At 33.4% G+C, this 21,845-nt stretch carries 25 protein-coding genes; 22 read left to right on the top strand and 3 right to left on the bottom strand.

Features of this window, described 5'->3' with window-relative positions; all coding sequences use genetic code 11:
• Positions 1 to 442 precede the first annotated feature (442 nt).
• The 5 genes from AC6H4V_RS08675 (at position 443) to AC6H4V_RS08655 (ending at position 3,543) form a co-directional block, all read left to right on the top strand.
• Positions 443 to 718: a hypothetical protein gene (locus AC6H4V_RS08675; protein ID WP_497606520.1), complete on the top strand. Its 276-nt coding sequence runs from the start codon at positions 443 to 445 to the stop codon at positions 716 to 718.
• 405 nt (positions 719 to 1,123) lie between these two features.
• On the top strand, positions 1,124 to 1,498 hold the full coding sequence (locus AC6H4V_RS08670; RefSeq protein WP_497606519.1) for a helix-turn-helix domain-containing protein: 375 nt from the start codon (positions 1,124 to 1,126) through the stop codon (positions 1,496 to 1,498).
• Positions 1,499 to 1,559: 61 nt separating this feature from the next.
• Positions 1,560 to 2,495, top strand: a complete 936-nt coding sequence (locus tag AC6H4V_RS08665; RefSeq protein WP_497606518.1) for a hypothetical protein — start codon at positions 1,560 to 1,562, stop codon at positions 2,493 to 2,495.
• Positions 2,496 to 2,535: 40 nt separating this feature from the next.
• A complete protein-coding gene (locus tag AC6H4V_RS08660) occupies positions 2,536 to 2,814 on the top strand; it encodes a hypothetical protein (protein ID WP_497606517.1) in 279 nt (92 codons plus the stop codon).
• Between the two features lie 9 nt (positions 2,815 to 2,823).
• Positions 2,824 to 3,543 (top strand): DUF4760 domain-containing protein, encoded by a 720-nt coding sequence (locus AC6H4V_RS08655; protein ID WP_497606516.1) that lies wholly within the window; start codon positions 2,824 to 2,826, stop codon positions 3,541 to 3,543.
• A 210-nt stretch (positions 3,544 to 3,753) separates the two neighbouring features.
• Here the strand turns inward: AC6H4V_RS08655 and AC6H4V_RS08650 are convergent, their stop codons facing one another.
• Complete coding sequence (locus tag AC6H4V_RS08650) at positions 3,754 to 3,975, bottom strand: hypothetical protein (protein WP_497606515.1); 222 nt, start codon at positions 3,973 to 3,975, stop codon at positions 3,754 to 3,756.
• Between the two features lie 129 nt (positions 3,976 to 4,104).
• Here AC6H4V_RS08650 and AC6H4V_RS08645 point away from each other — a divergent pair, with 129 nt between their 5' ends.
• The 7 genes from AC6H4V_RS08645 (at position 4,105) to AC6H4V_RS08615 (ending at position 10,673) form a co-directional block, all read left to right on the top strand.
• On the top strand, positions 4,105 to 4,341 hold the full coding sequence (locus AC6H4V_RS08645; protein WP_497606514.1) for a hypothetical protein: 237 nt from the start codon (positions 4,105 to 4,107) through the stop codon (positions 4,339 to 4,341).
• A gap of 30 nt (positions 4,342 to 4,371) precedes the next feature.
• Positions 4,372 to 4,626, top strand: coding sequence for a hypothetical protein (locus AC6H4V_RS08640; protein WP_299857379.1), 255 nt, complete (start codon positions 4,372 to 4,374; stop codon positions 4,624 to 4,626).
• Positions 4,627 to 4,665: 39 nt separating this feature from the next.
• Positions 4,666 to 5,094, top strand: coding sequence for a hypothetical protein (locus AC6H4V_RS08635; protein WP_497606513.1), 429 nt, complete (start codon positions 4,666 to 4,668; stop codon positions 5,092 to 5,094).
• Positions 5,095 to 5,125: 31 nt separating this feature from the next.
• Positions 5,126 to 5,455, top strand: coding sequence for a hypothetical protein (locus tag AC6H4V_RS08630; RefSeq protein WP_497606512.1), 330 nt, complete (start codon positions 5,126 to 5,128; stop codon positions 5,453 to 5,455).
• A 259-nt stretch (positions 5,456 to 5,714) separates the two neighbouring features.
• Complete coding sequence (locus AC6H4V_RS08625; RefSeq protein ID WP_497606511.1) at positions 5,715 to 5,924, top strand: hypothetical protein; 210 nt, start codon at positions 5,715 to 5,717, stop codon at positions 5,922 to 5,924.
• 524 nt (positions 5,925 to 6,448) lie between these two features.
• Complete coding sequence (locus AC6H4V_RS08620) at positions 6,449 to 6,892, top strand: hypothetical protein (protein ID WP_497606510.1); 444 nt, start codon at positions 6,449 to 6,451, stop codon at positions 6,890 to 6,892.
• 10 nt (positions 6,893 to 6,902) lie between these two features.
• The gene (locus tag AC6H4V_RS08615; RefSeq protein WP_497606509.1) at positions 6,903 to 10,673 is read left to right on the top strand and encodes a relaxase/mobilization nuclease domain-containing protein; all 3,771 of its coding nucleotides are present in this window, start codon (positions 6,903 to 6,905) and stop codon (positions 10,671 to 10,673) included.
• 3 nt (positions 10,674 to 10,676) lie between these two features.
• Here the strand turns inward: AC6H4V_RS08615 and AC6H4V_RS08610 are convergent, their stop codons facing one another.
• Together AC6H4V_RS08610 and AC6H4V_RS08605 are read right to left on the bottom strand one after the other, a co-directional pair.
• Positions 10,677 to 10,889 carry a hypothetical protein gene (locus AC6H4V_RS08610; RefSeq protein WP_497606508.1) on the bottom strand — a complete coding sequence of 71 codons (213 nt, stop codon included), beginning with the start codon at positions 10,887 to 10,889 and terminating at the stop codon, positions 10,677 to 10,679.
• Between the two features lie 39 nt (positions 10,890 to 10,928).
• Complete coding sequence (locus AC6H4V_RS08605; RefSeq protein ID WP_497606507.1) at positions 10,929 to 11,327, bottom strand: SEN1984 family lipoprotein; 399 nt, start codon at positions 11,325 to 11,327, stop codon at positions 10,929 to 10,931.
• A gap of 146 nt (positions 11,328 to 11,473) precedes the next feature.
• Here AC6H4V_RS08605 and AC6H4V_RS08600 point away from each other — a divergent pair, with 146 nt between their 5' ends.
• The 10 genes from AC6H4V_RS08600 to AC6H4V_RS08555 all read left to right on the top strand — a co-directional run bounded on the left by AC6H4V_RS08600 (position 11,474) and on the right by AC6H4V_RS08555 (position 21,835).
• Positions 11,474 to 12,001, top strand: coding sequence for a hypothetical protein (locus tag AC6H4V_RS08600; protein WP_497606506.1), 528 nt, complete (start codon positions 11,474 to 11,476; stop codon positions 11,999 to 12,001).
• Between the two features lie 99 nt (positions 12,002 to 12,100).
• Positions 12,101 to 12,316 (top strand): hypothetical protein, encoded by a 216-nt coding sequence (locus AC6H4V_RS08595; RefSeq protein WP_497606505.1) that lies wholly within the window; start codon positions 12,101 to 12,103, stop codon positions 12,314 to 12,316.
• Entirely contained in the window at positions 12,309 to 14,186 is a 1,878-nt protein-coding gene (locus tag AC6H4V_RS08590; protein WP_497606504.1) for a type IV secretion system DNA-binding domain-containing protein, read from the top strand. Before AC6H4V_RS08595 ends, AC6H4V_RS08590 begins: the two co-directional genes overlap by 8 nt.
• Positions 14,183 to 17,425, top strand: coding sequence for a conjugal transfer protein TraG N-terminal domain-containing protein (locus tag AC6H4V_RS08585; RefSeq protein ID WP_497606503.1), 3,243 nt, complete (start codon positions 14,183 to 14,185; stop codon positions 17,423 to 17,425). The genes AC6H4V_RS08590 and AC6H4V_RS08585 overlap by 4 nt, the downstream gene beginning before the upstream one ends.
• A gap of 56 nt (positions 17,426 to 17,481) precedes the next feature.
• Complete coding sequence (locus tag AC6H4V_RS08580; protein ID WP_497606502.1) at positions 17,482 to 17,760, top strand: hypothetical protein; 279 nt, start codon at positions 17,482 to 17,484, stop codon at positions 17,758 to 17,760.
• A complete protein-coding gene (traF, locus tag AC6H4V_RS08575) occupies positions 17,753 to 18,547 on the top strand; it encodes a conjugal transfer protein TraF (RefSeq protein WP_497606501.1) in 795 nt (264 codons plus the stop codon). Before AC6H4V_RS08580 ends, traF begins: the two co-directional genes overlap by 8 nt.
• Positions 18,544 to 19,149, top strand: a complete 606-nt coding sequence (locus AC6H4V_RS08570; RefSeq protein WP_497606500.1) for an AAA family ATPase — start codon at positions 18,544 to 18,546, stop codon at positions 19,147 to 19,149. Before traF ends, AC6H4V_RS08570 begins: the two co-directional genes overlap by 4 nt.
• The gene (locus AC6H4V_RS08565; protein ID WP_497606499.1) at positions 19,127 to 20,176 is read left to right on the top strand and encodes a ParB/RepB/Spo0J family partition protein; all 1,050 of its coding nucleotides are present in this window, start codon (positions 19,127 to 19,129) and stop codon (positions 20,174 to 20,176) included. The genes AC6H4V_RS08570 and AC6H4V_RS08565 overlap by 23 nt, the downstream gene beginning before the upstream one ends.
• Before the next feature lie 106 nt (positions 20,177 to 20,282).
• Complete coding sequence (locus AC6H4V_RS08560; RefSeq protein ID WP_497606498.1) at positions 20,283 to 20,897, top strand: chromosome segregation protein ParM; 615 nt, start codon at positions 20,283 to 20,285, stop codon at positions 20,895 to 20,897.
• On the top strand, positions 20,876 to 21,835 hold the full coding sequence (locus tag AC6H4V_RS08555; RefSeq protein WP_497606497.1) for a TraU family protein: 960 nt from the start codon (positions 20,876 to 20,878) through the stop codon (positions 21,833 to 21,835). Before AC6H4V_RS08560 ends, AC6H4V_RS08555 begins: the two co-directional genes overlap by 22 nt.
• Positions 21,836 to 21,845 lie beyond the last annotated feature (10 nt).

The raw sequence follows: 21,845 nt of genomic DNA, 5'->3' as shown, positions 1-21,845 counted from the left end.
ACTGTTTATATTTCATCTTTTGGTTCTCCTTTTTTTAAAATCTAAATTAACTTTTTTGTCATCTAAAAATCACATTGACTTATTAAACTTAAATCATTATAATTTTATTTGCAAACATAATTTTCTTCATGTGAACAATGGAGCGGCAAGTAGGTTAGAGGAAGTCATGAGCCTCTAGCCTTTTTTTTTGCCCTCCAGAGTTCACATTTAGAAAGGGGACATTATGGATAAGCTTATGTTTGCAATCTTGCTTATGTGCGTCTTTGCACCGTTACTTAGGTAACGCCAGGGGGTTTTGCCCCTTGCCCCCTAAAACTTCCATCCTCAATACTTCAACAATAAATTTTCAAATAACTTTTTCCCGCGGGAAATTTTTAGAGTTTTTACTCTAAAGTATTCTTGTGATAAAATGAAACCATTTAAACCACAAGGACACTTTAAAATGAAATCTTTTTTAATAACCTATGACCTTAATGCCGTAGGACAAAAATACAAATGCATCTCAGAGAAACTAGAAAGTAATTTCAACTGGTGGAAATGCATGAACAACATCTACATCATCAAATCAAACAATACGGCATCTCAAATAAGAGACTTTTTACTTGAATGTCTTCATGAAACAGATACGCTATTTGTAACAGAACTATCATCCTCTCGTGATTCAGCTTGGTATGGACTAGAAGATGAATGCTCCTCATGGTTACAACAACATTTATAGCTTTTGGCTAAATGCATATTGCTCTCTAAACCATATACTTCCGTGTCATTTTTAAGCTCAAAAGGAAATCCGTTGTAATGAATAGTCGTTCCCTTTGCAATCTTTAACTCAGATATATTTTCTTTCATTTTGTTTCTCCTTGATTTGTTATTTTTTCCCGCGGGAAATTTTTAGAGTTTTTACTCTAAAGTGTTCTTGTGTAGAAAGAGAGCAAGACACAAGAACACTTTAAAACAAAAACCACAGTCAAATATGCTTTTGCAAACATCAACCTATTTTTTGCTAAAATAAAAGATTAGTTTCTATATAAATCTATAGAAATATATAACTTATGAGCTATTATATACACATTTGAGTAGATTGTCAATATTTTGTATATGCTTTTGAGTACATAAGAGGAAAACTATGAATGAGGCTAAGGAAACACTAGAAAAATGGCTTGTTGAAACAGGTTTGAAAACCTATAAAGAACTTGCAAATTATCTTTCTGTATCGCAAAACACTCTTGATGTATGGAAGCAGAGAGGTAAAATCCCAGAAAAACATATACTCAAATATACTCAAATGAAAATAGATGATAAAGCTAAAATATCTATTCCAAATAGACTGGATTATAATATTTCTGGAAAAGAGATAGAAATTTTAGAAGCTTTTAGAAAACTAAATCAAAAAAAACAAAAACTCTATTATCATCAAATTTTAGCCGATGCAGCTCAAGCAGAGATAGAGGCAGATGAAACAAACGGCATATTATTAGAAGATGCAAAATCAGCAGTTTGATTTATGTAGAATTTAGAAAGTAAAATATGAATAAAGGGAGAATTTAAACATGGAGAATAAAATGAGAACAGCGATTTTAAGTAGCATTATGGCTTTGCTAGTTAGTGGTTGTGCTGCACCTGCTTTTCAGCCATTTCAGTTAAAAATTGATAAAACAGCATCAAATATGACAAGCAGGGAAAAACAAATTTTTTTGAATTATTTTATAAAGAATTTTTCAACATTTAAAACAACAGACGGTGAATGCGTTTTATACCAAGAAAAAATTGATAATTTTACAAAAAATCATAAACATTGTTATACAATAAAAGACAATATAATCAATAAAACAGATGCTACCTCTTGCACTTTTTATGATAGAACAAGAAGTGCTGTTAGTAGTTCCCCTTGCTTATTGGTCCCATCAAAGGATATTCTCTTTCGTGACTCTATCTTAAATTTAGAAAAAAATATAAGCTTAAATTTTAACAAATATTTATCAGAGTATGAATCTCACAATACTAGAGACATTGATATTTTTTTCAAATTTAAAGTAGACAATAGTGGAGAAAAAGATTTCAAAAACTATTTATTAAATTTTAAGAAAAGAGAACAAGAAAGATATTTAGAGGCAACTGAAGAATTAAAAAAAATAGAGCAAGAGAAAGAACTAAAAGAGAAAGCAGAAAAATATCTGGAAGCAGCAAACAAACTTAAAAAAATTGAACAATTAAGAGAGAGAAAAGGGCAACATGTCATAACATTTCTTGAGAGCTGTAGCTACAGAGCATATGGATATAAAGATTTAGGTGGAAGATATCAACATGTATCTGAACAAGCAGCAGAAAAAATGTGTCGTGAAACATGTTCGCAACATGTCTTTAATAATAGTGGATATGATAATTTACAAGAAGCTTTAAATGACGGATGGAAATTTAAAGCTAAAGCAAAAGAATCCAAAGAACAGATAAATGAGTATTGTGTTTGTGAAGGTAATTCTTATGTTTTAGAAAAGTGAAATTATGAATAAGAGCAAATAAAAAAAAGGATGATAAATAATGAAAATATTTGTGAAAATAGTATCTTGTTTTTTGATAGCATCATTGGCTGATGCTACAGAACTAAGTAAAGTTGATCAAGGTTTGGCATTTAGTGTAGGATTCGCAGCAGCACAGGCTATTAATTTGGATAAGCCTAATTTTGAATCAAATGATACAAAATATTTATGTTTAGAGACTATTAATAAAAACGAATTAATGAAAGATAAAAGTGAAAAACTTTACATAATTGCTTTAAATTCTTGTATTGAGCAATTAGATAAAATTAAAACAAAGTGAAGGAAATACATGGATAACAATGTCACTATTGAAGCATTAAACTTAGCAGCCAATAAATTAAACTGGTATATTGGTTTGACACTAGCAAGTATGGCAATATCAACTATTGCCATCATCATTAGCATTCGCTACAACAGAAAGAATTTAGAAAACAGTTCAAATCTACATAAAAAACAGTTAGAAGCTAATCATGACTGGAACAGAAGGTCATTTACAACATCATTTCTTAAAGATGTTGTAAATGAGTTAAGTCAAACAAGAAAAAAACTTGATGAGCTTACATGTCCATCAAAACAAGTAATTAAAGATGCTAATGGAGAATACATAAACTTTTCTACATGGAGGGAAGCAAATAATAAGCTGCTGCCTTCTACTTTGCATGAATGGGTTTGTGAAGAAAAAGATAAAAATTACAAGAGAGTAGCAAAGGCAGATTATGATCCATGTATAACAAAGCAGGAGAGAGAGGAAATTGTAATTAATATTTTGCACCTTATTAATATATACGAGCAAATCGCAGCAGCACTAAAAAATAATGTTTTAGATAGAGATATTTTAGTTGAACTTATGAAGAATCCAATAAAATCTAATTATGAACTGTGGGAAGATTATATAAAGCATAGAATTGAAGTTCATCGTGATGCAAACTTAGGAAAATCTTTTAAATGGATATATGAAGAATTTAATTTGAATGGAAGAGATGCCCAAAGGAAGAGCACCTCTCAATAGATAACAAGTCTTTGACTTGTTATACGTAAGTTACATCTCTTATTTGCATATTCTCTCCTTCTTTTGAATGATTGTATCATACAATTGCCAATGAGCAATTAGCATTCCTGCAAATTGCGGACATTTATTACATAAAGTAACTATATCTTATTGGTTGCGTAATTATATCTTTTGAAGATTACAGATTTCTTATGTCTCTACCCAGGGAAATTAAATAGACTCTTTTATCTTTTTGATGCTCTCTATCAAATCAATAAGTTTTCCAGGATCCATTTCATAATGTCTGCATATACCACTAAAGAGAAAATTTTCATAAGCTTCCTGATTATGTTTTTTAGCATAAGATAACTTCTGCTGTGTAGTTCCTGCTAGTTCATAAAAAGAAGCTGCATTTATATCTAATCTATCTAACACATCTTTTAATTCAATCATATTTGTATCCTATAAAACTTTTTATTTTGTTATTTTATTCATATTTTACTTAAATATTTGTTTAATTACTTGACATTAACTCGTTATTTTGTTATAATTATACTATAAAACAAATATAAAGGTTAAAAGATGAAAAAGTATCTTGAAACTCTCTTTGAAGAGAAAAACATAAGTCTTGAAACTTCAATCGAAGCTCAAGGAGAAAGCGGAACTAACTTTATGACACTTCAAACTGTTGTTGATGCTATTGTAATTGCTCCAAAGCATGAGCAGAGAAAAATCAAAGATATCTTAGTTCAAATTGATTTTAAAAACGGTGATGTTTTACACTTCATAAAACATCTTGCAAATGCTCTAGCTATATAGGCTAGAGATATTCATTCCAGGGATAAAAAAATGAAACTCACAAACGCAATTAAAAAACTCTCAAAACACGGCAAGGTAAAGCAAGACGGTAACCTCTTTTGGGCAGAGATAAACAGACATGTAGTTGAATTTATGGTGAATGGCAGAATGGATGATGATTCCAAAGATATCACTTGTATCAGATGCAGAGGTGTAAATGATAACGATGATCTTATGACTGACTATTGGGGCGGTGTATGGTGTGATAATTTAACACAAGCGATTAAAGTGGCTACGGCTGCTTAATTGCTTTTTTTATGAATAATATAAAATTGGAGTTGCATTATGAGACAAACTTTTGAAATCGATGGGATAGTAGTAAATCCAAAGCTAAGTAAATATTTTGACAGCACACCAAACGAAAAAAGAAGCAAAAAAGAGTTAGAGCAGTTTTGGTGCAAGCCATATATCATTATAGAGGAACTAGAACAAGAAACTTGGGAAGAGCATTACCATAGACTAAAAGCCCCGCCCTGCTCATTTACTGATGAACAAATAGGAACAAAAGAGCAGTACTTAAAAAGATTAGAAGCAGAAAAAAGCAACTGGTTAAATGCATGGCACACCGGTTTTAGATATAACCTAAGATGTCTTGACGGCGGAGCGTGGGATAGAAGCACAAATCACGGATTTTATCCAACTTTGGAAGAAGCCGTAACAGCAGCAAAACAAAAAAACGGCACCGAACAAATTTTGCTCCCTGTCAATGGATAAAGCAAATATTTTATAAACAAAAGGAAAAAATATGCCAAAATTCAATATATTACTTGCAAAAAAATATGGAAACCAATCCGACGAGGCATCTATAGTCGGATGTGGATTAGATAGATTAAAATCAGAATATGGAATTATATTTGATGATGAAGATGATGTTGAAAAGATTATTTGGATTTACAACAAATATAAAGAACAATTTAAAAAAATTGTAACTATCGATGGGAAGCGCGATTTAATAAAATTGATTTGTTTTAACGACTGGAAAACAGTAGAAGAAAATGGTATTAAAATTTCAAAAGAGGATAAAGATTTTTTGTACTTTTTAAAAAAAAATACAAAAAAATTATCTTGTAAATGAAAAATGAGGTAGTTGTACTACCTCATAAGCTTCTAAAAAAATCAAATTTTCATCATCTTTCCTATGAATTTTCAAATTACAACATCAGTAATTTTTTTATAAAATTCTATAGCCTTATCTGTGGGTTAAAAATTACTTTATTCTTGTATTAAGCAACTAGATAAAATAAAAAAAGAGTAATTGAAATATACAAAGATGATATTTTAAAAGTAATTATGAATAATGTTTGACAAAAAAATAAAACAGGAGTCAAGTGCAAATGGCAGAAAATAAAATCGAAGAGTTACGACTTAAAGCAAAAGAAGTTTTGCAAAAAGCAAAAGAACAATCAAAAAAACTTATTGAGGAAGCAGAGCAGCTTGAAGCTCAAAGCAAAATAAAAATAGCCGATAAGGCTATAGAATTTTATGAAGAAAAAATCTCTCATGAGGATTTAAAAAATTTCATAAAAGAGAATTACATTTCATAAAAATAGATTTTATATTTAGCAGTTCGGATAAAAATTGGCTGCTAAATATACCACAGACACTTCTACATCTTATTTTCAATTTTACCAAATAAATCATCAAGTTTTTTTCTTTTTTTTATTGCTATTTTTTTTAAATGATTTTTATTTTGTGTTGAAGTTTGAGTTACTTTATTTTCTCGTAGTTGTGTTGTAGGTTGTTGATGTAGTTGTCTTTTGAGATTGGAAATGTTATTGCTGCTAAGTGTTGAATTTTTTTCAAAAAAATATATTTTTTTGAGAGCAAGTTAAAACGGTATGATGTTTTGTGTTATTTTTTCTGTTAATAATCTTTTGATTTTCTCCTTTTGATGGGGTTTGTCAACTGTTATTGTCGCTGTTATTTTATATGTTATTTCTTAAATTGGTTGTTTTTTAAAAAAACAAGGACTTATGTTTTCATCTGTGTTAGACAAATTTTCAACGCTGTTAGATGGCTGTTAAATTCATCTAATTATGAATAAGAGCAAATTACACAAAGAGGAAAGATGATGAAAGTATTTTCTATAACCGTTGATGATAGCTTATACGAGATGATTACAAAAGACAGTATCGCTCACAATATATCTAAGTCAGAAGCCGTGAGAATAAAGCTGGGAGAGGCATACCATGCTTCTGCTAAACAAGAAGAAAAAGTCGTTAAGAGATTTGATGGTTTTGAAAGAAAACTCATTGAGACAATTGAAGAGAAATTTTCAAAAATTGAAATACAAAATGTTAGAAGCTTGAGTTACATACTTAGCAATCATCATCTTATAAAATATATTTTTGGTGAATTGATTTTTGCCGACTTGGAACCAGAAAAAATATCTGGAGAAATAAGAAGGATAGTATCGCTTTCAAAAAGTGCGGCACTAAAAACACATCCTGTTGATTCACTAAACTCAAAAGAAAATATTACGAGTAATATTTTTCCTGAACACTTAAGTTAAGGATTTTGCAATGGATTCTAAAGAATTACTCCTTTACTTGGAGAGAGAAAAGTTAAAAAAAGAGGCTATTGAAAATAGTGAGAAACCTATAAAAAGTGGCTCTTCATCTTCAAAACAATCAAATCAAAGTGGTGGAGTAAGTTTAGATATCGATGATATAAATGTTGGGAGTGATGATGGCAAAAGTTCTTCATCATCTACCCAGATATCTAGCACTGCACTACCGATAACATCAGATAGTAGCGGTGTAAAATCTGAAGCAGCTTCATTTAAAAATGTTCCCGAAGTAAAAACGAGTGATAGTAGCGCAAGCGTAGCTCCTATTAAAATAGTTGATGATGGTGTCGTTAAGACATCCTCGTCTTTAAGTGCAAAGATCGCCAGCGGAAGTGGTGCCGTTACAGTTGTTAGAAATTTTGCAATTGTAAAGTTTACAGGTGCTGATAATTTTGGAAAATCTGCTTATACCGTAGGTAAAAAAGCTGGAGAAAGAGCAACAAAAGCTATTGATTATTTTGCAAGAGAAGGTGCTCAAAATGATGCAGCAAGTTTAAAAAGAGCAGAAGAGCATATTGAGTATATGTCAAGAGATAGTGCAAAAGAAGCTAGTTTAGGTGATGAGTTTAAAAGTGGAATTCTCTATGATAAGAATGGTTTTGAATTATCAATTGCTCAAGCAAAATCATTTTTTGGAGACGATATAACAGGCGAGAGAAGAGTTGTGTTTTCTCCAAATCCAAATTTAAAAATGAGTGATAGTGAATTTCAAAAAATAATAAATAAAACATTGTCTGACTTTGGAGAAAAATATAATAAAAATTATGATTTTATTTATGCAGTTCATAGAAACACAGATAATCCACATGCACACATTTTGATGAAAACGAATGATGTTGATGGCGAAGGTATTAAAATGTTTAAAGATGAACTCTTTGAACTAAAGATGAGATTTTATGAAAATACTCAAACTGTTGCCGAAGCAAAACAAAACATGTTTACATTTTTTTATAAAGACGAGACACATTTCTCTTTGGCGATGCAAATTGGAAGATTTACGGGGGATGTTCCCGGTGCAGAATTTGCAAAGCAAAATATTTATTTGGCTGAAAAAATTGCAAAAAAATATAATCTTGAATTTGATGATAAGGCAATGCAAAAAGATACCGATAAGGTTAAACAGTTTTTTGAGGCAAATAAAGATAAATACAATGAGTTTACGACTAATGCTAAAAATAGATATGCAGATACATTCACAAAATTTTCAAATGATGCCAATGCTCTTGCTGTAAAATATAATCTTGGTGAAGTCCCAAAAGATATAGAAGGTTTTGGCGAGTTTTTAAAACAACATGATAAATTATTTTTGGCAGATAAAATAGCTACCGACAAAGGACTTGTACTAACAGACAAAGATGTCAAAAATCTTTCACTTAATCTTGAAAAAGATGAAGATGGAAAACTAACAAAAAAAGGCATGGAAAATTTTGTAAAAAGCACAGAATGGTTTGATAAAAATGTGGGGAGCGTAAGAGAGTGGAACAGTGAAAATAAAGATAGGATGTCAAAAGAGACATATAGTAGGTTGGAAAATCTAAACACAAGAGTAGATATACCTTTTGCTATGCCAGAAGACAGGATGGGTGCAATTAAGCTAACTCATCATTACAAACTAGACAAAACGGCTTTTGCAAACGATACAAGAAAAGCTCTTATTGATGTGATAGAAGCTCGAATTAAGTACTTTCAAAAAGCAGCTAAGTCACATGAGATATCCAAAGAAGAAAAAAAAACAAATATAGAGCGGTTGGACGGCTTGAGAGGTAAGATAAAAGCTTATGATGATATCACGGAGTCCTCTTTAAAAAAATACGGTATTGATACAAACTTTTTTTCAAAAGATGAAAAAATAGTAGAGATGGATGGTATCAAACTGGAGAATGGAGACAATGGGCAAAAGTTTGATGCACTTTTAACAAAAGCGATCCAAAGCCCTGAGTTTACTCCAGAACAAAAAGATAAGATAGAAAGAATCAGCCATGTTGCCGACAAACAGCAGCAAGTATCTGTAAGTGCTTTAGAGAACGCAGGATTTAAAAGGGAAGAGCTGCAAAAAGAGTTTAGTATCCAAAAGATAGAAACTAAACAGCAAATTATAAATTTTAAAAGAACCGATGAGTTTAAAGAACTAAGCAATACAAGTTTAAAAGATTGGAAGCAGGTAAATTCAAATAACTATATGCTGCCAAAACAAAAAGAACATGAGAATACTTTAACCAAAGAAGAGGCAGAAGCTCCAGCAATATCTGACGAAATACAGCAAAAATCTAGCTATATTAATAATTTTAGGCTATCTCAAGCCGAAATTGATTCTCTAAGGACTATGACAAAAGAGACACTTATACATTCAGACCCTTCAAATGTATTAAATTCTCTAGGCATTGATTTTACAACAAAACAGGGTGGCAGCAACTATAGTTTTAGACTTAGAGCAGATGACAGAACCCCAAGTGCTTCAATGTATTTAGGTAGAAGCGGTGTGTGGAAGTTTAAAGATTTCGGAAGCGGAGAAAGCGGTACTATTGAAAATGTGGTTATGGTTGCAACAGGCATGAACTATAAAGATGCACTCAACTATTCTCTTGATGCAAGCGGGTTAAAAAATTATCTTGCAGAAGCTATCGAATCAAGCCAAAATATGGCAAAAATTCAATTAACTACTGAACATTTATCAAGATTAGAAGAGATAAAAAATATCAACATTGCAAAAGCTCAAGAAAATAATATAAATTCAAAAGTTGTAAGTTATAGGGAGATTACTCCGGATGATACAAAAGCAATAGAGTTCTTGTCAAACAGGGAAATAGATTCTATCCCTAAAAACATGTATATCATAGAGGGGCAAATAAGTGGTGTAGGAGCTAATGGAAAAGAGTATAGCTATACCAATATGGGCGTTGGCGTTCTAACGGGTGATATGAGTAAACCGATAGAGCTAGATAAAGTAGGCGCGGATATCCATTTTTTAAATCCTAAAGTTTTAAGAGATGGGACAACTATGAAAACACAATCTTTTGGACCTAAAGATATGACACTTATTCCAGGAGAAAATGATACAAAAGATTATGCGGTATTTGAATCAAAAATGGATTATGCAGCCGCTGCATCTAAAATAGACCTGAACGAAACAAATGTCATTATTGGAAACGGTACAGGGCAAGCCAGCAAAATAGCAGAGCTACTAAATGAGCAAGGTTTTGAAAAAGTTACATTTTATAATCAAAACGATATGCCCGGAGAGAAATTTGTATCTGATATCGTAGAAAAAGCAAATATAGAAAAATTTGATTTTGTGAAATATGAAGCTGTCGGGGAGTACAAACAAGATATCAATGACCTTGTAAAAAATGGCGTTGATGTAGAGCAAAGGCTTATAAGCAACGCAACCGTTGAGGACTGGCAAAACTATGTTATAGACAATAAAGAAGCGAAGATAGAAGACATACAAAGCTTGATAGAAAAAGGTGAGCTAAAACAAGCAGAGCAACATTTAAAAGAGAGTGGTTTAGATAAAGAGACTCAAGCGGAGTTAAGAGATGATATAGAATTTGCCAAAACTGTATCTATGATTAGTAAAGCTCAAGAAGATACGCCAGAACAAGAATTTGAAACTCAGCAAAGTGAAGAAAACCAAAAAGTCAAAGATGCAGCTTTACAAGAAAAAGTATTGGAAGATATAAATATTGAAAAAGAGCAGGTAAGAAGTTCGGGTATGGGGATGTAAAAACTATCGTTTACTTTTATCTATGAGATTATTGTCAGCTGCAAACTCTCTAAAATCATCAACTATGCCACTAAAAAAATTTATTGTTTTTTGTGGTATGGAATTTTTATCATTTGGTACAGAATTGGTGGTATTGGCATCTTGGTAAACTATTTGTTCATCTAGCGCAAAAAGCGATAAACAAAGAAGCAATGCTGTCGTACTGATTTTTTTCATCGTTTCTCTTTCTGTTGCCCGACACAAGTCGGACATAAATTATTGGAATAATCCGCCTTTTGTTTCACCTTTTGCATCAGAAGTGATAAAGTTTTTTACAACACCGTTTTCTTCAAAAACTATGACTAATGATTTTGTAGTGTCGTTAGTGCCAGCAACAAACCAGTTTGCAACCGGAACATAATTTACAAATTTAGCATCTTTTCTAGTGTGCAAGTATGTCCATTTCTCTAAAGAGTTATTATCAAAATCTGTTCTATCAGGATCGCCCAACAGTGCTTTTATATCTTGTTTTGTGGATTTGCCTTTTACAATTTTTGTATCAAGCTCACTCTTTTCCATTGTACCTAAGTTCTCATTGCCTGTCTTTACAGCACATCCAGTACTTAAAAGCAAAGTTGCAACCAGCATCGATGACGCAGTTATTTTTTTTAGCATTTTTATCACTCCAGTTTAAATTTACTTATTATTCATAAAAAATATGAATAAAAGTATTATACAAAAATACAAAGGAATAAGAGTATGCCTGACAATGAAAGTCTTGAAATTAAAATTTTAGTTATTGCTGAAGTATAGACAAGAAGATGAAATTACAGATAATTAGAAGAATGATTACTGTGTGCAGTTTGATTGTTACAAATATCTTTGGGGATTGCAAGATTGATAATAACCTGATGCTGTCAATCTTGCTTAACGAAAGGCACTCTACTAAAAATCCAGGATATGAATATCTTATCTCGTTCAATAATCCTGCAGAGGCAAAATCTCTAAAAGCACACTATAAGGATTTCTTTTTGGATGAAAGAACTCTTGATTGCAAGCGTTTAGATAGTTGCGTAAACTTTTTAAACTATCTTGTTAAAGTAGGTATTACAAATGTTGATTTGGGGGCATATCAGTTAAATTATAAATATCAAAGATTGAAACATGAAGAGTATTTCAAAATAGAACCTAGCTACCATAAAGCTTGCGATTATGTAGAGCAAATGGTAAATGAAGTCGGATATTCATGGCGAGGTATAGCTGCTTATCACTCTAAAACAGAGAAGTATAATCAAATCTATAGAAAAAATCTGATTTCTACTTACAAAGCTATTTTGAGTAGAAATTAATGCACTTCTTTGTTTTTTTTATAAATTGTTATAAAAATTTCCCGTGGGAAAATTTAGAAAATTATGAATAAGAGTAAATTGAAAAATAGGAGTGAGAAGATGCTTGGACAGGCGGCGCAGTTGACTGTTGTCAATAAGTTGATAAAGGAAATAGAATCCTCAAAAGGCAGTGAAAACTTAAAAACATTGGCAAGAGAAATAAAACTAGTGTACAAACTAAAAAGAAAAATTGAAAAAAATAAGTTTAATGTGGACTACACTAAAGATATAAAAAAAGTTGCAATTGCTATCCAATGTGAGTTGCCAAATGACTAGTCTGATTATAAGCCCACTGAGACTAAGAAAAATACAACTGGCAATACTTGGTGTTGTCGGCAGCATGGTTTTTGTTGTTTCGCTGAGTGTTATGTTCAATATAGATCTTATCTTATTTCATTTCGATATACGAAACTATGAAACTTATGCTTATTTTAAAGATTTTCCGATACCGATTTTGGCGAAATGGTTGTCTTTTCTTTATGATTGGGCATTAAGCGATTGGGTTCTCAATGCTTTGATTTGGGGTGGTGTTGTAGGTTTTATAGTAAGTGTTTTGCTGATTGATAAACTTGTAATCGATAAGAGCACGAGTCTTATTAGAGGTAATAGAATTGAAGATGCAAAAAAATTGAGAAAGATGATTAAAGAAAAATCAAGACTTTTCATAGGTAAAGAAAAAGTGCCGCTGCCATATACAAATGAAAATAGAAGTATCGGAATAATCGGGATGGCGGGTTCCGGAAAAACTCAAGGTATTTTTTCAGTGCTTGAGCAAGTTGTCCATTTTAAAGAAACGATGATTGTATATGATAGAAAACCTGATTTTTGGATAGCTTATTACAGGGCGGATAGAGATTTTTTATTTTATCCTGCTGATGCACGAAGCATTAAATGGAACTTCTTTTTAGATATACCTGATGATGAGCAGGAGATGCTTGATGAGGCAGATAAGATAGTTAAATCTTTTATACCGGATACGCAATCAAAAGAGAAGTTTTGGGACAATACGGCACGGATGATACTTAAAGGCATCATCATAAAAGTAAAAACAAGTCCGAAACCTTCTACAAAAAAGCTTATTGATTTTATTAGACAGTTTCAAACTAAAGAAGAGATATGGGCTAATTTACAGGATGTAAACGATAAATATGGATTGAGCATAAAGTCTCTACTGACGGAAGCGGCAGAAGCAACGGCGGGAAGTATCATGATGAATCTACAACCCTACTTTATAAAGATAATGCGACCTGAATTTTATTTTGAAGAGAGCGATTTTTCGATAACTAAGTTCATAAAATCAACTGCAAATAAAAATATAGATCAGAGATTGTTTTTAGTGCAAACAAAAAAAGAAGAAGGCAATTACGAGGGGTATTTCAGAGTAATGCTTGATATGATGACTAGAACAATACTTAGTCTTGAAAATAATCCAAATAGAAGGATATGGATTTTTTTAGATGAGGCACAAACTCTCGGAAAATTGAGTGAAGTTAATGATCAACTTGCTGAAGGACGAAGCAAAGGCGGTTGTGTTGTGCTGGCTACTCAAGATTTGGCAAGATTGGAAGAGCTTTACGGCGAACATCTCATGCGAAATATTTTTCAGCTCTTGAGTACAAAGTTAATGCTTCAGTATGATGATCCAAAGGGGCAAAAATTTATAAGTGAGTTCCTCGGAGAGCAAGAAGTTGAAGAAAAAAATAAGAACCGTATGATAAGCAGAGATGCTCAGAGAGATATAGAGCAAGTCAGCGAACGCAATACTACAAAAAAAGTGTTGCTAACGGGAGAACTTGGGCTTTTGAAACCATTGTCTGCATATTTAAAAATGCCAGGTTTTCCTGTAACGGTTGTACATTTTAAATTCTTCCAACCATCTCAAATAAACTTTTTTAAAAAAGCGGTAATAAATCAGATGTTTAATAGTTTGACTGTAAATACAAATGAAGAAGCGGTTCCGGCTGCTAAAAAAATTCAAGCTAAAGAAACAACTCAAGAGAAAAAAACAAAAGGAAAAGCTCAAGTGGATAAAGGCGAAATTGAAACGAGATATGAAGATAAAAACGGAAATGAAATTACACAAGAGCAGTATAAGACACTTATGTTAGTCGGAGCTGAATCAACAACAAAAGGATACACAATATGAGAAAAATCAGTTTATTGTTTTTTATGGTAGCAGCAATCGCTTCAGATGTATTTGCTGCCGACCCGTCTATATATACATGGGGTTATGGTGAAATATTTTATAAAGTACTTCAGGGCGTAACGATTATTTCAAGAGAGAGCTATCTTATAACTTCAGCACTTGCAGTCGGTGGACTTTTGCTAATGATTAAAAATACTGCTGGTGGCGGTAGCAGCTCTGATATGGCAGTTGCGATGGGTAAGTACCTATTTATCACGACGATAATCATCGGAATGTTCTCTACACAAACAAAACAGTATATCGTAGAGGATGAGATAACAGGGCAAGCGTTTCCTATTGATAATGTTCCGATAGGAATCGGCGAAACTTTCTCTTTGTTTACAAGCTTGGAAAAAAATTTAGCAAAAGCATTTGAGATCGCATTTGCAACGCCTAATTCAATTTCCTACAGTAAAGCAGGATTGGGCTTTACTATGTCTGCACCTATCAACCTTGGCTCATCTTACATGGTAGATGCTTATGTAGTAAGAACTTTCAATGAGTATATGGGAAATTGCGTATTTAGTGCTATAACTGCTAATGAAATGAGTGGGGATGTCTTGACTATGAGTACAAATTTAAAAAATGATTTGAGCGTAACAGGTTATCTTACGCCTTACTATAGTGCCGCAAATCCAAACGGAGTAGATATGCAATGTCAAGATGCATGGGATAATTTAAAAGTCGCACTGGGCAGTAAGCTAGATGATATGGAGCAAATTGCCGCAAATAAAATGATGGTTGATCAAACAGTTTTTCAAAATGGAATGGCTGAAACTACAAGAATGATGTTTGGTGTTTCTCAAAATTCACAAGATTATTTATTTCAACAAACGCTTATAAATATGACAAATAACGGTTTAAAAGCGGTTGCACTTGCAACGGGTGGTGATGCTTCAGCTTTAGCGTACGCAAAGGCATTATCAGAGACAAATCAACGGCAGACCTGGGCAGTTACAGGAATTCTTGCCCAACAGAATTTACCGTTAATGAAAGCAGTTATGACCACTCTTGTTTTGGGTATTTTTATATTACTCGTTTTGCTGTCTATAATCTATGGCGATTTAGGACATATTAAGATGGGGTTTACGCTACTGTTTGCGATGGTATTATGGACACCGTTGGCATTGTTAATAAATGGAATGTTTAATATAGCCATTGAAAGGATATTGCCCAACATTACAAACGGCGGTTTGACAATGGTAAATCTAAATGATGTATCTGAAAATTTAAAAAATTATCTCTCTTTCTTAGGGTATTTAGCTGCTTCAATACCTGTTTTTGCTTATGCTATAGCTAAAAAATCAGAGCATGGATTTGTAAGTTTGTTCGGTGGAGTCGGTGCGGCAAGTACAAGTGCAGCAGGAGGAGCAGCAAGCCAAACGGCTAGTGGTAATATTAATGCAGGAAATAGTCGCTTAGGCTCTTTCAATGCAACGGATCAATACGGTACGCATGATTATGCAGGGCAAAATGCTTGGAAAAAATCTTGGATAAATTCAGAAGGTGCAAGTAGAAGTTCCTATCTAAATAGCGATGGGCTAGGTTTGACAAAAACAGATGCAAGTGGAGCAGCAGATATTGCTGTAAATGGGCAAGGTGAAGTTGTAAAAGTCTCAAATAGCACAACAGGGGTCAGTATAGCAAACGGTATCTCTGATAATTATAATGCATCAAAACAAGAGACATCACAGCTTGGAGATGCATTTAGCTCTAGTTTTGCAAGAAATACTGCTAATACCATTAGTACAGGTGGACAAATTATTAATACTGGTACATTTACTGATAATAAAGGGGTGACTCATCAAACAGGAGATGCGCTCAATTCAGCTACAAATGAAAGTATCCAAAAAACATTAAACGATATGAAATCTGGAGGAAAGGATTTAACATTTACAACTGAAAATGGGGCAAATTTAAGTGCTCATGCAGGTTTTAGCCCAACGAAACTATTAGAAGGTATAACAGGCTTTAAAGCAGGAGTTGATGGTTCTTTAACCTTTAGTGGAAAAACGGCAGATGGAGAGAGCTATTCAACAAAACTTTCTGCTTCTGAAGCAGAAAGTTTCATGAAGTCATTCAGCACTAATCTCTCAGAGCAAATCCAAAAAACCGATGGACTCTCCTTTGCGCTTGCTGACCAGGTGCAAAAGACTTCTGGTTATGGAGATAGCGATACTAAAACAATTGCGGATAATTACACCAAATCATACAATCAAACCGAAGCATTATCTGAACAGTATTCAACTGCTCAAAAAAGAGATAAAAACTTCACTGAAGATGTATTACCAAAAGTTTTCAATAAGTTTATAGATGAAGCAGTAATGAAAGACGGGACAAAACTATCTGATGTTAGAAAAACAGATCCGACAAGAGCTGCTGAACTTGCTGCTGCCATGATGAGAGATGATTTATATAAAGATGAAAAGATGAACGCTATTGACAGTGTTCTTGGAGTTAAACTAGATACAAGCAAAGCTCAAAAAGCAGGCTCTATAATATCGGCTCAAAGTGAAGAGATGAAGAAAGTTGATGGAGAATACACAACAAAGGGTGATGCTTTAAAAGCTGATGTTATCCCTGTCGTTGAAAAGGCTAAAGAAAATACTGCTAACGCACCTAGAAGTGAGGTGGATATAGATAGTAAAAAACAAAATATCAAAGATAGCTATGACACACAATCAAGCTCTCTGGAGAGAGATAGTAAAAAATCTATGCATGACTTCAAAGATAAACATCAACTAAACTCTGAAGATAAGATTGATGAGAAAACGCTTGAGGCTAAAGAGAAAGTTGAAAAGGCTAAAGATACTACAGGAACAATAACCGCTGCAAAGCTTAATCCTTTAGGACAGAAAGTTCTTGATGCAACGGATAGCATACTTGGTAAAAACGAGAATGAGCAAAGAGCAGATGAGACATACGCCAAAGCGGTGAAAAGTGGGTTGGTAGACAAGGGAATCTTCAGCGATAGTTTAGATACTAAAAAACTTGACCAGTTTTCGACTCAAGAGTTGAAAGATTTGCAGCTATGGGAAAAAAATAATGCTGGAGCAGGTTTGAGCAATACGGCAGAGAGACAATTAGAACAAGTTATTCAACATAGAGAAAATCAAGTTTTACAGGATAAAGTTCAAAAAGCAGAAAAAAGTGTCAAAACAATTTCTGAGGCAGTAGCAGAGATGAAAGAAAAAGAGTAGCTTTTAAAAATCTCCAAAATTATGAATAAGAGTAAATTCAGATTTTGGAGCAAGAAATGGAAGTTATATTTATAGTTATTGGCTGGGTTTCACTCATGATGGGCTTGGCTTATATTTCAAATAAGATATTTAAAAAGAAAGATACAGATGATAGTGAACTTTCATCTGTGGAAATTGATAATACCTCTACAACAACTAAAAAAATCAACAATGATGATATAAACGATAGTTTACTCAACCCTGTAAGCGGTGGGCTTATGATGGGTGGCATGGGCGGTATTGACACTTTTGGCAATAGTCTTGGCAGTGATACTTGTGGTGGGTTCAATGACTAAAGTAATCATAATGTCGCTATTGTGTTCTAGTATGGCTTTTGCAAATTTTTACAAAAATAATTTAGAGGGATGGTTTGCATATAAAGATGCAAACTTAACTGCAAAATTAGAAGATAACACTACCAAAAAAGATACTGCAAAATTTCCCGCGGGAAAAAAACCTAAAAAAACAGTAGAGATACCCGAAGATCTTGAAGAGCTTAGTGCAAAAGAGTTTGAAGCACTAATCACTGAAGCAAAAGAGATATCTACAATGAACCCTACTAAAGATAATGTCCGAAAATTTATCATCCTTCAAAACTTTGTACAAAAGAAAGCAGATCAACTGACAAGCACATGGGGTGAAGTTATGCTTGAAAATCCAGAACTTGACATAAGCGTAAACATTGCTAAGACCTCTTTTGCAAAGAGCGCAATGAGTGAGTCTTCCAAAACAGAGAAAAAAGCTTTTTTCTCTGAATTTTCAAAATATATGACTGTTGTTATGTTTTATGATAGTAACAAAAGAGAAGTCACATCAAAGCAAGACGATGTAATGAATTTTATAAGCTATGACTATCCTGAGATAAAACAGCTCAAAATAGACATTAATAACAAAAAAGCTGATGAGCTTTTTGCGAAGTTAAAAATAAGTGATGAACGCCTGCCAGATATCTGGCTGATGATAGATTTTGAGGGAAAACAGGCTTGGAAAAGAGTTGCAATAGGACTTAGCACTCAAGACAAAATTATGAATAAGGTTTATGAATATAGCAAAAAGATATTTAAAGAGGAGAAGCAAAAATGATAATAACAATAGCACATACGAAAGGCGGAGTCGGTAAGAGTACTCTTGCATGGCATTTGGCACATAGCTTTGAAAACAAACAAGTCAAGATTATAGATCTTGACTTTCAACAAACTCTCTATTTTGTAAATATTATAAGCGGTGATACGCTTAATGTTTTGCAGCCGCTGAGTGTAGATGAACTCATAAATGAACTAGAGGCTGTTGCTCCGGATGATATTTGCATTGTTGATGTCGGTGGTTTTGATAGCGATATCAACCGTGCAGCGATAGAACATTCTGACAGAATAGTTATTCCTATCAGCGAAAGCATTACTGAGGTTCTAGGATTTAGAACATTTGAAGGAATTTTAAAAGAGCTAAAAGTAGATGCCGAGATACATGTTGTCTTAAACAACATCCATCCTCTTACAAAAAACTTTGACATTATCAAAGAAGCCGTCAGTAAAAATAAAATGAAACTACTTAACACCGTAGTTCGTTCACGCAAAATTTTCAGAACTGCCATGGGAGAAGGAAGTCATATTTTTAAAGTAGCAGATCATCTTCAAGCAAAACAGGAGATTTTAGGAGTAAGAGATGAACTTAGATGCAATCAATAAAGCAACTTCCGGTAAAACACGCACAACGGGAGTAAGTGCTTTTATGGAATTGGAACTGACAAAAGTTTTTCCAAATCCAAATCAACCTCGCAAAAATTTTCAAAATATAGAGGAGTTGGCGCAGAGCATACAAGCGCAAGGGCTTATTCAACCTATAGCAGTAGTTAAAAAAGATGACGGTTATATGGTGGTAAGCGGAGAACGCAGATATAGAGCTTGCCAATATTTAGAGCTAAAAAGCATAAAAGCACATGTGCTGCAAGCAGATGATGTGAAAGTGCAAGAACTCTCTCTCATTGAAAACATTCAAAGAGAAGATCTGAGTGATTTTGAAAAAGCAAAGTTTATAGGGCAATTATGGGCAAGCGGCAAGTATGCACAAAAACAAGATTTGGCGACCGCTATCGGAAAAAGTGCTAGCTACATTTCAAAAGTTTTCAGTTCTCTTAAGCTTGATAGTTCAATCTTAAATGAGATAGAAGAAAATAAAAATGATATTTCTTTGTCTGTACTTGAAGAGATAAGCCGAGTAAAAGATAAAGCCATTCAAAGAGAGGTATATGAAAAATATATAGCCGGCGAAATTACTAGAGATGATATCAAGGGCTTTAAAGCAGGCAATAACAAGCAAATTGGGAAAAACCCATATGCACAGGAAATACAAGAGTGGGAGGAAGCGGTTTCTATTTCAAATCAAATTGTGGATATCAAAGAAGCTGTTAAAAAAGGATATAGAATAAATGAAGAGCATAACTTACAAATTGATAGTAATAAGTTTATTTTATTGATGGATTGGAGCTATGAATATGAAATATATAAGCTATCAGTAGAATTAGAAGAGTTAAAGGAAGAAAAAATTTCCCGCGGGAAAAAACACTCCTTCATCTATTCCAATTCTAGAAATAATCTATGGCTTGAGAATATTTTTTATCTCAACTATAATGAAATCAATATTGAAGAAGAAAAGTTTAAAAAAATTCCACTCTCCTTGAATGGGCAGTACAAAATTACAGTTGAGGAGATTTAATGAATATGGAAATACTTATCTTTATAGCTACATTATTGTCTGTTGGTGTTTTATTCTCTTCATATCATATGTACATAAAAACAAAAAGAAGATGGGGAGAAAACACATGAGATTTTTAATCATCTGTCTGTTATCTCAGCTTCTTTTTGCCGAGACAATTATTTTGTCAGAGGGAAAAACATACAGTTTTACGGAAAAAAACGCCTTAACAGATATTCAAGATCATATTAAAAAAAATGAGAAAAATATAGAGGCGAAAATAGCAAAAGAACAACTTGAACAAAAGAGCAAAACCAGAGATTGGAAGCCTGAGCAAAGAAAACTTACTGCGGCTACAAAGCATAAAGTCTTTTACCCTGATATGACTTACACAGTACCTGAAGATATTAAAGATGCTACGGGACGGATTATGTATGCAAAAGGGTTTAAATTCAATCCTGCTGATTATGTACACATGCAGCAAGAAATTGTAATCATCGATGCAAGTAATAAAACAGAGCTTGACTGGGCTAAAAAAAATAACTATCTTGATAGTGCAAAATATATGGTTTTATTGGCAGGCGGCAATGTATTTGAGATTACGGAAGAGTTTAAAAAACCTGCCTACTATCTCACTAAAGAGGTTGCAGATAGATTTCAAATCCAAAAAACCCCGTCAATTGTAAAACAAATTAAAAATAAAATCAAAGTGAGTGAAATATGTTTAAAAAATTGTCAATAATTTATTTTGCGTTTGTTGTAAATGCTTTTGCTGTTTGTGCGCCAACGGGGGCATTAACTCTTGACCTGATAGGTAAAATTGACTATAGCGCAATGTTTCCTCTTAGAATTGCTGGGGCAACTATTGTGCCTGGGAGAATGCCAGACAGTTCAAGCCATGTAGGTAGCCCTATTTGTGTGTGTACTGACCCATTTCCAAGAATAGGCATACCTATATCATATTTTGAACCGTCTCGAATAATCGAAGTCGTTTCTGATTCTTGGTGCTTTCCGACTTTTGGTTTCGGAACAGGTGTGGGAAGAATAGGAGGCGGCACATATGGAGATGGGCAGGATAGACAAAAAACTTTTTATCAGGCGCATTATTTAATATTTCCTATTTTTTCCTTACTTGAGTTATTAACAGATTTTGTATGCCTTCAAAGCACTGGAGCTGACTATGCATATGTTACAGAAGTAGATCCTCTTTGGAATAGCGATACTCTTAGTGCTTTTATGACACCTGAAGCTTTGTTGTTTGGAAATCCAATTGCCAACTTAGCATGCGTAGCTGACTCTGCTGCTTCTACTCTTTTTAATCCAATAGACCCTCTTTTTTGGTGCAAGGGAGCTTGGGGCAATGCTTACCCTTTAACAGGATGGACAAATACAAAAAATATGGTGGAAGATGCTGCCAGTGTAGCATCTTCAATGATTTATAAGCTACACAGGCAATTGATACTATGGGGTTCTTGGGGGCAAGCAGGATTATGCGGTTACTATCCGGCTCCTATCTGGAGAAAATCTGCATATCGGCTGCAGCTAGTTTCTCCGGTACCTTCATACGCAACGACCATAGGTACAAGCGGGTTGATTTGGACACCAGGGCACAATCCGCCATTTATTGGGGATAACTTTGGATTTATGCTATTTAAAAAAAGGGATTGTTGTGTTTTATAGGGAGAAAATT

The sequence above is a fragment of the Sulfurimonas lacustris genome (genome assembly GCF_059705355.1).
The sequence above is the reverse complement of the archived record's forward strand: the minus strand, read 5'-3'. Positions and strand labels throughout refer to the sequence as shown.

Bases quoted from the DNA above. Each gene is read 5' to 3' on its own strand.
- AC6H4V_RS08675 (WP_497606520.1), top strand. From the start codon at position 443: ATGAAATCTTTTTTAATAACCTATGACCTTAATGCCGTAGGACAAAAA.
- AC6H4V_RS08670 (WP_497606519.1), top strand. From the start codon at position 1,124: ATGAATGAGGCTAAGGAAACACTAGAAAAATGGCTTGTTGAAACAGGT.
- AC6H4V_RS08665 (WP_497606518.1), top strand. From the start codon at position 1,560: ATGAGAACAGCGATTTTAAGTAGCATTATGGCTTTGCTAGTTAGTGGT.
- AC6H4V_RS08660 (WP_497606517.1), top strand. From the start codon at position 2,536: ATGAAAATATTTGTGAAAATAGTATCTTGTTTTTTGATAGCATCATTG.
- AC6H4V_RS08655 (WP_497606516.1), top strand. From the start codon at position 2,824: ATGGATAACAATGTCACTATTGAAGCATTAAACTTAGCAGCCAATAAA.
- AC6H4V_RS08650 (WP_497606515.1), bottom strand. From the start codon at position 3,975: ATGATTGAATTAAAAGATGTGTTAGATAGATTAGATATAAATGCAGCT.
- AC6H4V_RS08645 (WP_497606514.1), top strand. From the start codon at position 4,105: ATGAAAAAGTATCTTGAAACTCTCTTTGAAGAGAAAAACATAAGTCTT.
- AC6H4V_RS08640 (WP_299857379.1), top strand. From the start codon at position 4,372: ATGAAACTCACAAACGCAATTAAAAAACTCTCAAAACACGGCAAGGTA.
- AC6H4V_RS08635 (WP_497606513.1), top strand. From the start codon at position 4,666: ATGAGACAAACTTTTGAAATCGATGGGATAGTAGTAAATCCAAAGCTA.
- AC6H4V_RS08630 (WP_497606512.1), top strand. From the start codon at position 5,126: ATGCCAAAATTCAATATATTACTTGCAAAAAAATATGGAAACCAATCC.
- AC6H4V_RS08625 (WP_497606511.1), top strand. From the start codon at position 5,715: ATGGCAGAAAATAAAATCGAAGAGTTACGACTTAAAGCAAAAGAAGTT.
- AC6H4V_RS08620 (WP_497606510.1), top strand. From the start codon at position 6,449: ATGATGAAAGTATTTTCTATAACCGTTGATGATAGCTTATACGAGATG.
- AC6H4V_RS08615 (WP_497606509.1), top strand. From the start codon at position 6,903: ATGGATTCTAAAGAATTACTCCTTTACTTGGAGAGAGAAAAGTTAAAA.
- AC6H4V_RS08610 (WP_497606508.1), bottom strand. From the start codon at position 10,889: ATGAAAAAAATCAGTACGACAGCATTGCTTCTTTGTTTATCGCTTTTT.
- AC6H4V_RS08605 (WP_497606507.1), bottom strand. From the start codon at position 11,327: ATGCTAAAAAAAATAACTGCGTCATCGATGCTGGTTGCAACTTTGCTT.
- AC6H4V_RS08600 (WP_497606506.1), top strand. From the start codon at position 11,474: ATGAAATTACAGATAATTAGAAGAATGATTACTGTGTGCAGTTTGATT.
- AC6H4V_RS08595 (WP_497606505.1), top strand. From the start codon at position 12,101: ATGCTTGGACAGGCGGCGCAGTTGACTGTTGTCAATAAGTTGATAAAG.
- AC6H4V_RS08590 (WP_497606504.1), top strand. From the start codon at position 12,309: ATGACTAGTCTGATTATAAGCCCACTGAGACTAAGAAAAATACAACTG.
- AC6H4V_RS08585 (WP_497606503.1), top strand. From the start codon at position 14,183: ATGAGAAAAATCAGTTTATTGTTTTTTATGGTAGCAGCAATCGCTTCA.
- AC6H4V_RS08580 (WP_497606502.1), top strand. From the start codon at position 17,482: ATGGAAGTTATATTTATAGTTATTGGCTGGGTTTCACTCATGATGGGC.
- traF (WP_497606501.1), top strand. From the start codon at position 17,753: ATGACTAAAGTAATCATAATGTCGCTATTGTGTTCTAGTATGGCTTTT.
- AC6H4V_RS08570 (WP_497606500.1), top strand. From the start codon at position 18,544: ATGATAATAACAATAGCACATACGAAAGGCGGAGTCGGTAAGAGTACT.
- AC6H4V_RS08565 (WP_497606499.1), top strand. From the start codon at position 19,127: ATGAACTTAGATGCAATCAATAAAGCAACTTCCGGTAAAACACGCACA.
- AC6H4V_RS08560 (WP_497606498.1), top strand. From the start codon at position 20,283: ATGAGATTTTTAATCATCTGTCTGTTATCTCAGCTTCTTTTTGCCGAG.
- AC6H4V_RS08555 (WP_497606497.1), top strand. From the start codon at position 20,876: ATGTTTAAAAAATTGTCAATAATTTATTTTGCGTTTGTTGTAAATGCT.